The organism is Micromonospora sp. HNM0581, assembly GCF_012726175.1.
Lineage (GTDB): Bacteria > Actinomycetota > Actinomycetes > Mycobacteriales > Micromonosporaceae > Micromonospora.
In genome coordinates this window covers 18,530-31,563 of the sequence record NZ_JAASAD010000009.1, presented here as the reverse complement: position 1 = coordinate 31,563, position 13,034 = coordinate 18,530, and the positions used below count along the sequence as shown (strand labels likewise).

Annotated in this window: 11 protein-coding genes; 4 read left to right on the top strand and 7 right to left on the bottom strand. The window is 70.5% G+C overall.

The features are described 5' to 3' along the window. Window positions 1–50 precede the first annotated feature (50 nt). Entirely contained in the window at window positions 51–1,802 is a 1,752-nt protein-coding gene (locus HCA58_RS13160; RefSeq protein ID WP_169598105.1) for a biotin carboxylase N-terminal domain-containing protein, read from the top strand. Window positions 1,803–1,811: 9 nt separating this feature from the next. Here the strand turns inward: HCA58_RS13160 and HCA58_RS13155 are convergent, their stop codons facing one another. Continuing rightward, on the bottom strand, window positions 1,812–2,708 hold the full coding sequence (locus HCA58_RS13155; protein ID WP_169598104.1) for a LysR family transcriptional regulator ArgP: 897 nt from the start codon (window positions 2,706–2,708) through the stop codon (window positions 1,812–1,814). A gap of 70 nt (window positions 2,709–2,778) precedes the next feature. Between HCA58_RS13155 and HCA58_RS13150 the strand changes: the two genes are divergently transcribed. Further along, complete coding sequence (locus HCA58_RS13150; RefSeq protein ID WP_169598103.1) at window positions 2,779–3,375, top strand: LysE/ArgO family amino acid transporter; 597 nt, start codon at window positions 2,779–2,781, stop codon at window positions 3,373–3,375. Window positions 3,376–3,389: 14 nt separating this feature from the next. Beyond that, window positions 3,390–4,829 carry a GuaB1 family IMP dehydrogenase-related protein gene (locus HCA58_RS13145; RefSeq protein WP_169598102.1) on the top strand — a complete coding sequence of 480 codons (1,440 nt, stop codon included), beginning with the start codon at window positions 3,390–3,392 and terminating at the stop codon, window positions 4,827–4,829. 303 nt (window positions 4,830–5,132) lie between these two features. Here the strand turns inward: HCA58_RS13145 and HCA58_RS13140 are convergent, their stop codons facing one another. Beyond that, a complete protein-coding gene (locus HCA58_RS13140) occupies window positions 5,133–6,536 on the bottom strand; it encodes an NAD(P)H-quinone dehydrogenase (RefSeq protein ID WP_169598250.1) in 1,404 nt (467 codons plus the stop codon). 106 nt (window positions 6,537–6,642) lie between these two features. On the opposite strand from HCA58_RS13140, the gene HCA58_RS13135 reads away from it, so the two are divergent. Then, on the top strand, window positions 6,643–7,098 hold the full coding sequence (locus HCA58_RS13135) for a gamma-glutamylcyclotransferase (protein WP_169598101.1): 456 nt from the start codon (window positions 6,643–6,645) through the stop codon (window positions 7,096–7,098). Between the two features lie 93 nt (window positions 7,099–7,191). Here the strand turns inward: HCA58_RS13135 and HCA58_RS13130 are convergent, their stop codons facing one another. From HCA58_RS13130 to HCA58_RS13110, 5 genes are all read right to left on the bottom strand, one after another. Further along, window positions 7,192–7,929 (bottom strand): hypothetical protein, encoded by a 738-nt coding sequence (locus HCA58_RS13130; protein WP_169598100.1) that lies wholly within the window; start codon window positions 7,927–7,929, stop codon window positions 7,192–7,194. 74 nt (window positions 7,930–8,003) lie between these two features. Beyond that, window positions 8,004–8,939, bottom strand: a complete 936-nt coding sequence (locus HCA58_RS13125; protein WP_169598099.1) for a hypothetical protein — start codon at window positions 8,937–8,939, stop codon at window positions 8,004–8,006. Window positions 8,940–8,943: 4 nt separating this feature from the next. Next, complete coding sequence (locus HCA58_RS13120) at window positions 8,944–9,573, bottom strand: MBL fold metallo-hydrolase (RefSeq protein ID WP_169598098.1); 630 nt, start codon at window positions 9,571–9,573, stop codon at window positions 8,944–8,946. A 119-nt stretch (window positions 9,574–9,692) separates the two neighbouring features. Then, complete coding sequence (locus HCA58_RS13115; RefSeq protein WP_169598097.1) at window positions 9,693–10,952, bottom strand: amidohydrolase; 1,260 nt, start codon at window positions 10,950–10,952, stop codon at window positions 9,693–9,695. A gap of 472 nt (window positions 10,953–11,424) precedes the next feature. Continuing rightward, a complete protein-coding gene (locus HCA58_RS13110; RefSeq protein ID WP_169598096.1) occupies window positions 11,425–13,008 on the bottom strand; it encodes a methylmalonyl-CoA mutase family protein in 1,584 nt (527 codons plus the stop codon). Window positions 13,009–13,034 lie beyond the last annotated feature (26 nt).

Here is a 13,034-nt window from a genome sequence, read left to right as displayed (position 1 = left end):
GGCGAGCCCGATAAACTCCCGGTCAGTAACTCGCCGGGAGGAGTCACCACGTGCGCAAGGTACTCATCGCCAACCGGGGCGAGATCGCCGTCCGGGTCATCCGTGCCTGCCGGGACGCTGGCCTTTGTAGCGTCGCCGTGTACGCCGAATCGGACCGGGACGCCCTGCACACCACGCTCGCCGACGAGGCGTACGCCCTTGGTGGTGACACCGCCGCAGATTCGTACCTGCGCATCGACAAGCTGATCGACATAGCCGGCCGCTCCGGCGCAGACGGGGTGCATCCCGGGTACGGCTTCCTCTCCGAGAACGCCGACTTCGCCCAGGCGGTCATCGATGCCGGCCTGACCTGGATCGGTCCCACCCCGCAGGCGATCCGCGACCTGGGTGACAAGGTGACCGCCCGGCACATCGCCCAGCGGGCCGGCGCCCCACTGGTCCCCGGCACCGCCGACCCGGTCGGCAGCCCTGACGAGGTGATGGCCTTCGCCGTCGACCACGGCCTTCCGGTGGCGATCAAGGCGGCCTTCGGCGGCGGTGGGCGCGGCCTGAAGGTGGCTCGGACGGTGGAGGAGATTCCGCAGCTGTTCGAGTCGGCCACCCGGGAGGCGGTCGCCGCGTTCGGGCGGGGCGAATGTTTCGTCGAGCGGTACCTCGACCAGCCGCGCCACGTGGAGGCGCAGGTCCTCGCCGACCAGCACGGCAACGTGATCGTGGTGGGTACCCGCGACTGCTCGTTACAGCGGCGCCATCAGAAACTGGTCGAGGAGGCCCCGGCGCCGTTCCTCACCACCGCACAGCGGGCCCAGATCCACGACAGCGCCAAGGCGATCTGCCGGGAGGCCGGCTACCACGGTGCCGGCACGGTCGAGTACCTGGTCGGTGACGACGGCACCATCTCCTTCCTGGAGGTCAACACCCGGCTGCAGGTGGAGCACCCGGTCACCGAGGAAACCTCCGGCATCGACCTGGTCCGGGAACAGTTCCGCATCGCCGACGGTGAGAAGCTGCGGTTCACCGAGGATCCGGCCCCGCGCGGGCACGCCGTCGAGTTCCGGATCAACGGGGAGGACCCGGGCCGCAACTTCCTGCCCGCCCCTGGCGCGGTGACCGCCCTGCGGCTGCCAACCGGCCCCGGGGTACGAGTCGACACCGGCATCTCGGCCGGCGACGTGATCGGCGGCAACTTCGACTCCCTGCTGGCCAAGGTCATCGTCACCGGCGAAACCCGGACCGAGGCGTTGGAACGGGCCCGCCGCGCATTGGACGAGATGATGGTCGAGGGTATGGCCACCGCGCTGCCGTTCCACCGTCTGGTGGTGCGCGATCCGGCGTTCACCGCCGAGCCGTTCAGTGTGCACACCCGGTGGATCGAGACGGAGTTCGACAACACCGTCGCGCCGTTCACCGCCGTCACCGGGGCTGCGTCGGGTCAGGCGGAACGCGAGACCGTCGTGGTCGAGGTCGATGGCAAACGGTTGGAGGTGAGCCTTCCCGCTGGTTTCGGCACCGGTCCGGTCAGTGCCACACCGGCCGTACGCAAGCCCACCCGTCGGGGTGGCGGGACCACCTCGGGTGTGCCGGCGGGCGGTGACTCACTGACCTCCCCCATGCAGGGCACCATCGTGAAGATCGCGGTTGCCGACGGCGACACGGTCGCCGAGGGTGACCTGGTGGTGGTGCTGGAGGCGATGAAGATGGAGCAGCCCCTGCACGCGCACAAAGCCGGTACGGTCAGCGGACTGTCGGCCGAGGTAGGTGCGGTGATCACCGCCGGCGCACCGATCTGCACCATCGCCTGAGGGGCGGGGTCAGCGGAGCGTCTCGGCGGCGACGGCGCAGACGACGGTGGTGAGTGCGGTCAACACCTGCGAGTCGAGTCGCCAGTGCTGCCAGTAGAGCGGGACGTCGAGCACTCGTCCGGGGGCGATGTCCACGCACCGGCCGGCAGCCACCTCCGCGTCGGCGATCTGCTCGGCCATCAGACCCCAACCGAGTCCGAGCCTGATCGACTCGTTGAAGGCCGGCACCGACGGCACGTAGTGCACGGGCGGGTCCGGTGCACGCCCGGTCACCGTACGCAGAAAACGGTGTTGGATCCGGTCCTTGCGGTCGAAGAGCATGAGCGGCGCCGCCGCGGCCGTCGCCTGGGTCAGTCCGTCGGCGAACCAGCGTTCCGCCAACGCGGGCGCGGCCAGGGCCCGGTAGCGCATCGCGCCGAGACGGCGAACTCGGCAGCCCTGTACCGCTTCACGCTGGCCGGTCACTGCGGCGGTGACCGTGCCGGTTCGCAGCAGTTCGGCGGTGTGGTCCTGGTCGTCCTGCCGGATGTCGAAGGATAGTTCCGGTTGTTGGGGCAGCCGGGCCAGCGCGGCGGGGAACCAGGTGGCGAGCGAGTCGGCGTTGACGACGAGGGCGACCCGGGTGCGGCCCCGGTCACCGCCGAGCGGTCCGCGGGCGTCGGCGAGTGCCTCTCGTTCGAGTAGCGCGAGTTGACCGGCGAGGCGCAGCAGTGGGCGGCCGGCTTCGGTGGCGTCGCACGGTCGGTGGCGGCGTACGAGCACCTGCCCGACGGTCTCCTCCAGCGCTTTGATCCGTTGGCTGACCGCCGACGGCGTAACGTGCAGCAGTCGGGCCGCTGCCTCGAAGCTGCCCTCGGCGACGATGACCGCCAGGGTACGGAGCTGCGTGGAGTCGAGACCGCTCACGTAGCTGAGCTTAACCAGATGAAGAATCTTTAGCTGGACTCATTCGGGGAGCACTTCTACCTTCAGGCGCATGCTCACCTCTGTCGTCGCCGGTTTCTCCCTGTCCATCGCCCTCATCGTCGCCATCGGCGCGCAGAACGCCTTCGTGCTGCGTCAGGGACTGCGCCGGGAGCATGTGGTGCCGGTGGTGCTGACCTGCGCACTCTCCGACGCCCTGCTGATCGGGGTGGGGATAGCGGGGGTGGGCTCGATGGTGGCGGGGCGGCCGGTCCTGCTCAACGTGATCCGTTGGGGTGGGGCGGTCTTCCTCCTCGGGTACGCGGCACTCGCTGCCCACCGGGCGTGGCGTCCCGCCGCGCTCACGCCGACCGACCGGCCACCGGCCCGGCTCAGCCCGACGCTACTGGCCTGCCTCGCCTTCACCTACCTCAATCCGCACGTGTATCTCGACACGGTGCTGCTGCTCGGCGGGATCGCCCAGCAGCATCCGCACCGGTGGCTGTTCGGCGTCGGCGCGATGGGCGCCAGCGTGCTCTGGTTCTCCGCGCTCGGTGCGGGTGCCTACCGGCTCGCCCCGCTGCTCGCGCGTAGACGGGTCTGGCGGATGCTCGACGGCGTGATCGCGGTGGTGATGATCGCGGTGGCGGTGGCGTTGCTGCTGGGCTGAGTCATGATGGCCGGGTGCGGTTCCTCAACGGGGTGAATCCCGGTTACGACCTGACCTACAACGACGTCTTCATGGCTCCGGCCCGCTCGGAGGTGGGTTCACGCCTCGACGTGGACCTGGCCACCAGCGACGGCACCGGCACCACCATTCCCTTGGTGGTGGCGAACATGACGGCGGTGGCCGGGCGACGGATGGCAGAGACGGTGGCCCGACGCGGGGGCATCGTCGTGATCCCGCAGGACATCCCGATCGACGTGGTGGCGGAGGTGGTCACCTGGGTCAAGCAGCGGCACCTGGTGCATGACACGGCGATCGCGCTGGGCCCCCACGACACCGTCGGTGACGCCATCCATCTGCTGCCCAAGCGGGCGTACGGTGCGGTGATCGTGGTCGACGACGACGGCCGCCCGATGGGGGTGGTGACCGAGGCCGACACCGTCTCCGTGGACCGTTTCGCCCAGTTGCGGCACGTGATGTCGACCGAGTTGCACACAGTGCCCGTCGACGCTGATCCGCGTACCGGCTTCGACCGGCTCTCGGCGGGCCGGCGGCGGCTCGCGCCCGTGGTCGACGATGCGGGCCGGCTGGTCGGTGTGCTGACCCGCCCTGGTGCGCTGCGGGCGACGCTCTACCGGCCGGCGGTGGACGGTCACGGCCGGCTGCGGATCTCGGCGGCGGTGGGCATCAACGGCGACGTGGCGGGCAAGGCGCAGGCGCTGCTCGACGCCGGGGTGGACACCCTGGTCGTGGACACCGCGCACGGCCACCAGGAACGGATGATCGCGGCCCTGCGGACGGTACGCGGCCTCGACCCGGCGGTGCCGGTGGCAGCCGGCAACGTGGTCACCGCTGACGGGGTACGCGATCTGGTCGACGCGGGTGCCGACATCATCAAGGTCGGGGTCGGTCCGGGTGCGATGTGCACCACCCGGATGATGACCGGGGTGGGACGGCCGCAGTTCTCCGCAGTGTTGGACTGCGCGGCAGCTGCCCGGGACCTCGGCCGCCACGTCTGGGCCGACGGTGGGGTGCGGCACCCCCGAGACGTGGCGCTGGCGCTGGCCGCCGGAGCGTCCAACGTGATGATCGGCTCCTGGTTCGCCGGCACCTACGAATCCCCCGGTGATCTCTTCACCGATGAGGAGGGCCGGCGTTACAAGGAAAGCTTCGGCATGGCCTCGGCGCGGGCGGTCAGCGCGCGTACCGGTGACGACAGTCCCTATGATCGGGCCCGTAAGGCGATCTTCGAGGAGGGCATCTCGTCGGCCCGGATGTACCTCGACCCGACCCGACCCGGTGTGGAAGACCTGATAGACGAGATCATCTCCGGGGTGCGGAGCGCGTTCACCTACGCCGGTGCGCGCACCCTCGAGGAGTTCCACGAGCGGGTACTCGTCGGCGTACAGAGCACTGCCGGTTACACGGAGGGAATGCCCCTACCGACCAGCTGGTGACGGTGGTGGCCGCGTCGACGACTCGCGCTACCGGCGTCGACTCGGCCGACGGCGGGTGCCCTCCGAGGCGGGAGGACGCCCTGGGCGGCCGTCGGAGGAGCCGGGCCGCTGGCACGGGACCTGCCAGCGGCCCGACGGCGGCCCGGCGTCAGGAACGGGGGACCCGACGCTCACCGGGCCGCGCGCCGACAACGGTACGCCGCCCAGGCAGATTTCGACGACCGTCCCCTGCCGCTGACCCTCGTCGCCGATCCGCCGGGGCAGCGCCCACATCTGCGTGATCGGCTAGTGGGGTGGGGTGGGTCATTCGAGTTCGTGGAGCATCAGTTGGCGGGCCGCTTCGGTGACGGAGCCGGAGAGGCTGGGGTAGATGGTGATGGTCTGGGCCAGTTCGTTGACTGTGACGTTGTTCTCCACCGCCAGCGTGATCGGCATGATCAGTTCGCTGGCCTTCGGTGCGACCACCACTCCACCGATCACCTGCCCACTCGCCGGACGGCAGAACAGCTTGACGAAGCCGTCCGGGATCTCGTCCATCTTCGCCCGGGCGTTGCCGCCCAGCGGCAGCATCACCTGACGCGCCGGCACCCGGCCGGCGTCCACCTCGTCCTGCGAGACCCCGACCGTGGCCAGTTCCGGATCGGTGAAGACGTTCGCGGAGACGGTACGCAGCCGCAGCGGCCGGACCGCCTCACCGAGCGCGTGCCACATCGCGATCCGGCCCTGCATCGCGGCGACGCTGGCCAGCGGTAGCACCCCGGTGCAGTCGCCGGCCGCGTAGATGCCCGGCACGTTGGTCCGGGAGACCCGGTCCACCGTCACGAAACCACCCCGGGCCAGTTCGACGCCGTACTCGGCCAAGCCCAGCTCGGCGGTGTTGGGGATCGAGCCGACCGCGATCAGCGCGTGCGACCCGGACACCGTACGCCCGTCGGAGAGCTCGACCTCGACGCCGTCGCCGGTGCGGCGGACAGCCTCGGCGCGGGAATTGTTCAGGATGCTCATGCCCCGGGTCCGGAAGACCCGCTCGATGGCCTGGGCGGCGTCGGCGTCCTCGTGCGGCATCACCCGGTCGCGGCTGGAGACCAGGGTCACCTCGACACCCATCGCGAGGTACGCGCTGGCGAACTCGGCGCCGGTGACGCCGGAGCCGACCACGATCAGGTGCTCGGGCAGTTCGGGCAGGTCGTAGATCTGTCGCCAGGTCAGGATGCGCTCGCCGTCCGGCCGGGCGGTGGGCAGTTGGCGGGGCGTGGCACCGGTGGCGACCAGCACGGTCGAGGCGTCGACGGCGTACGCGGCCTCCTCGCCGTCCGGCGTGACGATCACCCGGTGGGTGTGCCCGAGGGTGTCCTCGCCGAGCCGGGCGCGCCCGGACACGAAGGTGACCCCGGCCTTGACGAGCTTCGTGTGGATGTCGGCGGACTGGGCGAGCGCGAGTCGCCTGACCCGGTCGTTCACCGCCTGAGCGTCGACGGTGACCGCCTCCAGACCGTCGGAGTGCACCCCGAAGACCTCGGTGTCGCGATAGCCGGTCACCACCTGGGAACTGGCGATGAACGTCTTCGACGGTACGCAGTCCGACAGCACGCAGGCACCGCCGGCACCCTCGGCCTCCACGACTGTCACGTCGGCGTCCAGCTGGGCCGCCACCAGTGCCGCTTCGTAGCCCGCCGGCCCCCCACCGATGATCACGATCCGGCTCACCACGACCGCCCTTCCTCCATGCTCACAGTGACTTTCTTCTCCCCGACGTGTCCGACACGCACCGTCGTATTCTCCCCCACGCGCCGACCGGGCTATCGTCATCGCCGTGCGTCATTACGCCGCCTACGGCTCGAACCTGGACCCTGCTCGGATGCGCGCCTACTGCCCGCACTCGCCGATGGTGGGTGTCGGCTGGCTGGAGGGGTGGCGGCTCACCTTCGCCGGTGAGGACGTCATCGGCTGGGAGGGGGCGGTCAGCACCGTGGTCGAGTCGCCCGGCGAGCGGGTGTTCGTGGCGCTCTACGACATCCACCCCTACGACGCGGCCCAGTTGGACGAGATCGAGGGAGTCACCTCCGGTACGTACCGGAAGCTGACCGTCCGCGTCTCGACCCTGGATGGCGATGTGACCGCCTGGGTCTACGTCTTCGACGGCTACGAGGGCGGACTGCCCACGTCCTGGTACCTCTCCGAGATCGCCAACGCTGCCGAGAAGGCGGGCGCGCCGGACGACTACGTCGTCGAGCTGCGCTCCCGGCCCACCGGCACCGCGTCGGCGTAGCTCGTCTCGCACCTCTCCAGTCTGCTACCGGACGTGGTGGCGTCGCGCGCCGCCCCCGGGGTCCCGGGAAGATCGTCCCGCAATGGGCCGGTTTCAGCGCTCTGCGTGGGTCCGCGCCGTGGTCAGCAGCTCGACAAGCTCCGTACCGTCGGCCGCACCGAGCGCCGAGAAGGCAGGGGCGACCAACCGGTCGGTCATCGCCTCCGCCCACAGGCGCCGCCGCACCAACGGTCCGACCGGCGGGTACGGCGGCGGCCAACCGCAGGCCATCGCACCGCTCGCCCCCTCGGGGCCGGCCAGCACCGCCTCCAGCGGGGTCATCCCGCTGGCGCGTACGGCCACCAGGTGCGCGCCGGTGAAGTGTTCACGGAGCAGCCGTAGACCGGCGGCGCCCCGGGCACCGGGCGTCGCCGCCTCCGACGGCATGGCCCGCCAGGCCGCGAACAGTGGCATGGCACTGGCGTCGGCTGCCGCGACGGCCCGTTCCACGAGCCTCGCGAGTCGATCGACGCGGGGCAGGTCGCCGAGCACCTCCTCGCCCCACCGGCAACACTCGGCGAAGCTGGCGGCGGCCACCTCAGCTGGCCGGACCGTGCGGGCGGCGGCGTCCCAGCCGTCAGCCACCGCGTCGGGGGCGATGAAGCCGAGCGCAGCCGCCACAGTCTCGGCCCGTACGTCTCCGAGCGCACCGGCCCGACCGGTGACGTAGAACGCCCACCCGGAAATGCCGAGCAGCCGCGCCCGACGCAGCGTGGTCGGGCACCTGGTGTAGGCCTCCCCGAGGGTGAGCACCACCGGCTTGCTTGCCGCCGCGACCTGCTCCGGCGTCATCCTGTCCCGCCCGCGTGTGGCACATCGGACGCCGCGTACCTGAAGGATCTACCCGAAGGTCCGTCCATGAAGGATCAGTCTGCCGGTCGACGGGCGGCGTCGGCATCCCCCTCCTCGGCGTCGAACGCCTCCATCGCGGCCTCGACCTCGCCAGCGCGGCGCCGCGCGAGGCTCACCGCCCGTTCGGCTGCCCGGCGGGCCAGCCGGGAGCGGCTGAGCTCCTGCTCGGCGACGTCCCGGCGGCGTTCCAGTTCGGCCAGTTCCGCCTCCACGGCGTCCAACGCGACCGTCCCGTCGCGTTCGGTCGCGACCGCGCCCGCCAGCTCGGTCTCGGCTCGTTCCTGATCGGTACGCGCCCGGTGCAGTTCCGTCGCCAGCGCCCGCCGGCGACGGGAACGTTCGGCGCGGGCAGCTCGTTGTGCCTGTTCGGCCCGCAGCGCTCCACTGCCCGTTGGCCGCTGCCGCGTCGGCTCGCCGGGCGGCGGTTCCTCGTCGCCGGTGACCAGACGCAACTGTGGCCGGGGCACCTCGCCGAACCCGGCGTAGTGGGCCGGCCGCAGCAGCCGCCCGGAGCGCACCTGCTCGGCCACTTCGACGTCGGACAGTGCGGCGTTGAGGGTCGCCTCGACCTCGGCCAGCGGCAGCTTCCCGCCCGACGGGGCGCCCTCGACGTCGGCTGCGAGTCGGCGCACCTCGCCGACCAGCGCGCCGACGACCGCCCGCCGCTGCGCGGACAGCTCCCGCAGGCGGGGACCGCGCAGCTCGCGTTGCGCCTCTCGCAGGGCCTCGGCCAGCTGCGCCAACTCGGACACCAGTTCCGGTCGTTCCAGCGCCAGCAGGTTGACCAGCCAGGCGGCCACGGTGGGCCGGCGCAACCTGGCGATCTCCCGGGCGGTGCCCGGTTCACCGGCGCTCCGGGCCTGTGCGACGGCGGCGTCCCGCGCGGCGACGAACCGGTCCGGCGGCGTGCGGTACAGCTGCTCGACGAGGTCGGGTGGGGGGCCGGGCATCGGCTCAACCGTTGATCCGGCTGCCCGGCTCCAGCCGCTGGTACTCGCTGCCGGACAGCGCCGTGTACTGCCGGTCGAGCACCGTGTAGCCGTTGTCGTTGAGCAGCGCGTCGTGCAAAGCGAAGACCCGACGCGGTGCCACCGCCCGGATGAATGCGACCACCTCGGAGAACTTCGACCAGGGGGCGTGTATCGGAGCGAAGAGGGTGTCGACCTGGATGTCCGGCACGAAGAGGGCGTCGCCGGGGTGGTAGACGACGCCGTCGAGCAGGTAGCCGAGGTTGTCGATCACGGGAATGTCAGGGTGGATCACGGCGTGCCGGCCACCGTGGGCGCTCACCGGGATCGTGGCTGCGGTGAACGACTCCCCGGGGGTCACCGGGCGCAGCAGGTCAGCCGCGTCGCCGAGCGCGCCGGCCAGCGACGCCGGGCCGTGGATGGGGAAGGGGCGCCGCTCCAACTGCCGGTTCACCGCCGCCACGTCCAGGTGATCCGGGTGCTCGTGGGTGATCAGCACCGCATCGGCTCCGTCCAGCGCCACCGCCGACTCACTGAATATGCCCGGATCGATGACCAGGACCGCGCCGTCGTGCTCGACCCGCACACACGAGTGGGCGTACTTGGTGAGCCGCATCGTGATGCCCTCCCATGTCGGTTCGTGACGTCCTGAGCGCAGTCTGCCGGAACCTGCTCGCGGATGTGGCGTCCGAGTGGGGAGTTCGCGGGTGTCAGGGGCACACCGTCACCGGTGTGTCAGCGCGCCGCCGCCAGCGCCTGGAGCGCGGTCTGCACCAGGAGCCGTACCCCCACCGGGATGGCCCGTTCGTCCACGTCGAACGACGCCCGGTGCAGGTCGACGTTCGGCCCGGAGCGACCGACCCCGAGCCGGGCCAGGGCACCGGGGACGTACTCCAGATACCAGGAGAAGTCCTCGCCGCCCATGCTCTGCGGCGTCTGCGCGGTACCGCCGGGGCCGAGCGCGGCGACAGTGGCCGCGGTCAGCACCTCGATGGCCCGCGCGTCGTTGCAGACCGGCGGGCGACCGCGCAGGTATTCCAGGTCGACGGTGGCTCCGGTCGGTGCGATGACGTCCCGCACCACCTGAGAGACGATCTTCGGCGCCAGTTCCCAGGTGTCGCGGTCCATCACCCGTAAGGTGCCGGAGGCGGACGCCTCGGACGGGATGACGTTGTACCGGGTGCCCGCGGAGGCGTGCCCGAAGACCAGCAGCAGTCCACTGTTCGCCGGCACCCTGCGGCTGACCAGCGCCGGCACCTCGGTGACCAGCCGACCGAGTGCGTCCACCAGGTCAACGGTCAGGTGTGGGCGGGCGGTGTGACCGCCCGGACCGGTGAGCCGGACGGTGACGTTGTCGGCTGCGGCGGTGATCGGGCCGACCCGCAGGCCCACCTGACCGACGGGCAGGTTCGGGTCGCAGTGCAGCGCGAAGATCTGCACCACGTCGTCGAGGCCACCGGCCTCGATCACCTCGAGCGAGCCGCAGGGCAGGACCTCCTCGGCGGGCTGGAAGATCAGCCGGACCCGGCCGGGTAGTTCACCCAGGTCTGCCAGCTGTGCGAGCAGCATGCCCGCACCCAACATGATCGTGGTGTGCACGTCGTGGCCGCAGGCGTGGCAGACCCCGTCGACCGTGGAGCGGTACGGCACGTCCTTGACATCGGTGAGCGGCAGCGCGTCGATGTCGGCACGCAGTGCGACCACTGGACCGTCGGGGCGGCCGTCGATGTCACAGATCACCCCGTTGCCCTTGGGTAGCAGCCGCGGCTGCAGCCCGGCCAGGGAGAGTTCCCGGGCGATGAGGGCCGCCGTCTCGAACTCCGCGCCGGACAGCTCCGGGTGCGAGTGGATGTGACGGCGCGTGGCGACCAGGCCCGGTACCCGGAGGGCGAGCAGGTGGTCCAACTCGAAGGGCAGGGGTTGGGATCCGGTCGGCGCATCCGGCCAGGACGGCGCAAGTTGGTGACCGGTCGGCATCGTCAACGCACTCGTCACGTCGAATTCTCTTCGATCACTAGAAGTGGATGGATCATCGGGAACCGCAGACAGCGTAGACCCCCGATGGTGACTCTGCGCAACCTCGTTCCGGTGATGATCGGACCGCGCAGCGTCACGTATCCCCTGATGAGAGCGCCCGAAGGCGGACGGGACAGCAGGTAGATCGTGGTCGTACGCCGCCATCCGCCCTCCACCTCCTACAACGCGTAACCGTGCCGACAGCACCGAGAATCTTCTCGAAACCATCGTCGCCGATCCGAATTGTCGCATTGGTCGCGCCAATGAACTGACGGTACGACAATTACCCGACCACCGACAGCAACGATCACCCGTGCACGCTCACACGCTCAGCCGCCACCCGCCCGCACACCGTGTGCGTCCACGTGATCACCGTCAGCGGCATACCCCCGGCACCACCCGTTCGACACGCTGCGCAACGGGCAGTGCCCGTCGGCGAGAAGTGGCGGGATCAGAACCGATCGGTCGGCTGGTACCTTCCCCAGACCTCGCGGAGCGCCCCGCACACCTCACCGACGGTGGCACGCTCACGCAACGCCACCTTCATCGGGTGCAGTACGTTGCCGGTGCCCGACGCGGTCTCCCGCAGCTCCACCAGGGCCCGCTCCACGGCTGCGGAGTCCCGCTGGGCCCGCAGCTTCGCCAGCCGCTCGGCCTGGGCCTCCTCGATCGCCGGATCGACCCGCAACGGCTCGTACGGCTCCTCGGCGTCGACGGTGAACCGGTTGAGCCCGACCACCACCCGGTCACCCGAATCGATCTCCTGTGCGATCCGGTACGCGGACTGCTCGATCTCCCGTTTCTGGAAGCCGACCTCGATCGCGTCCACCGCCGAACCGTGCTCGAAGACCCGGGCCATCAACGCGTCCGCCGCCGTCTCGATCTCCGCGGTCATCGCCTCCACCACGTACGAGCCGGCGAACGGGTCGACGGTGGCGGTCAGATCCGTCTCGTACGCCAGCACCTGCTGGGTACGCAGCGCCAGCCGGGCCGCCTTCTCGGTGGGCAACGCGATCGCCTCGTCGAAGCTGTTGGTGTGCAGCGACTGGGTGCCACCGAGCACCGCGCCGAGCCCCTGCACCGCCACCCGGACCAGGTTCACCTCGGGCTGCTGGGCGGTCAACTGCACGCCCGCGGTCTGGGTGTGGAAGCGCAGCATCATCGACTTCGGGTTCTTCGCCCCGAACTCGTCGCGCATCAGGCGGGCCCAGATCCGTCGGGCCGCCCGGAACTTCGCCACCTCTTCGAGCAAGGTGGTCCGGGCGACGAAGAAGAACGACAGCCGGGGGGCGAAGTCGTCCACCGCGAGCCCGGCGGCGATCGCCGCCCGGACGTACTCCACCCCGTTCGCGAGAGTGAACGCGATCTCCTGGACGGGCGAGGCACCAGCCTCGGCCATGTGATAGCCGGAAATCGAGATCGTGTTCCACTTCGGCACCTCGCTGCGGCAGTAGCCGAAGGTGTCGGCGACCAGCCGCAGCGAGGGCTTCGGCGGGAAGATGTACGTCCCCCGGGCGATGTACTCCTTAAGGATGTCGTTCTGGATGGTGCCGTTGAGCGCCGCGCCCGGCACGCCGTTCTCCTCCGCGACGAGCTGGTAGAGCAGCAGCAGCACCGAGCCGGGGGCGTTGATCGTCATCGAGGTGGAGACCTTGTCCAGCGGGATGCCGGCGAAGAGCAGCCGCATGTCCTCGATGGAATCGATGGCGACGCCGACCTTACCCACCTCGCCGTGCGCGATCGGGTCGTCGGAGTCGTACCCCATCTGGGTGGGCAGGTCGAAGGCGACCGACAGCCCCATCGTGCCGGCCCGCAACAACTGGTGGTAACGCGCGTTGGACTCGGTGGCGGTACCGAAACCGGCGTACTGGCGCATGGTCCACGGACGGGAGGTGTACATGGTGGGGTACACCCCACGGGCGTACGGGTACTCACCTGGCGCACCGAGGCGGAGGTCCAGCTCACCGGGTAGATCGTCGGCCGTGTAGACGCCCTTGATCGGAAAACCGGACTCGCTTGACCGCCGTTGACTCATCACCGGATGGTAGGACGCCCGGCACG

What these genes read in the sequence shown, in the direction of transcription:
- HCA58_RS13150 (WP_169598103.1), top strand. Translation starts at nt 2,779, where the DNA reads ATGCTCACCTCTGTCGTCGCCGGTTTCTCCCTGTCCATCGCCCTCATC.
- HCA58_RS13130 (WP_169598100.1), bottom strand. Translation starts at nt 7,929, where the DNA reads ATGACGCCGGAGCAGGTCGCGGCGGCAAGCAAGCCGGTGGTGCTCACC.
- HCA58_RS13125 (WP_169598099.1), bottom strand. Translation starts at nt 8,939, where the DNA reads ATGCCCGGCCCCCCACCCGACCTCGTCGAGCAGCTGTACCGCACGCCG.
- HCA58_RS13120 (WP_169598098.1), bottom strand. Translation starts at nt 9,573, where the DNA reads ATGCGGCTCACCAAGTACGCCCACTCGTGTGTGCGGGTCGAGCACGAC.
- HCA58_RS13110 (WP_169598096.1), bottom strand. Translation starts at nt 13,008, where the DNA reads ATGAGTCAACGGCGGTCAAGCGAGTCCGGTTTTCCGATCAAGGGCGTC.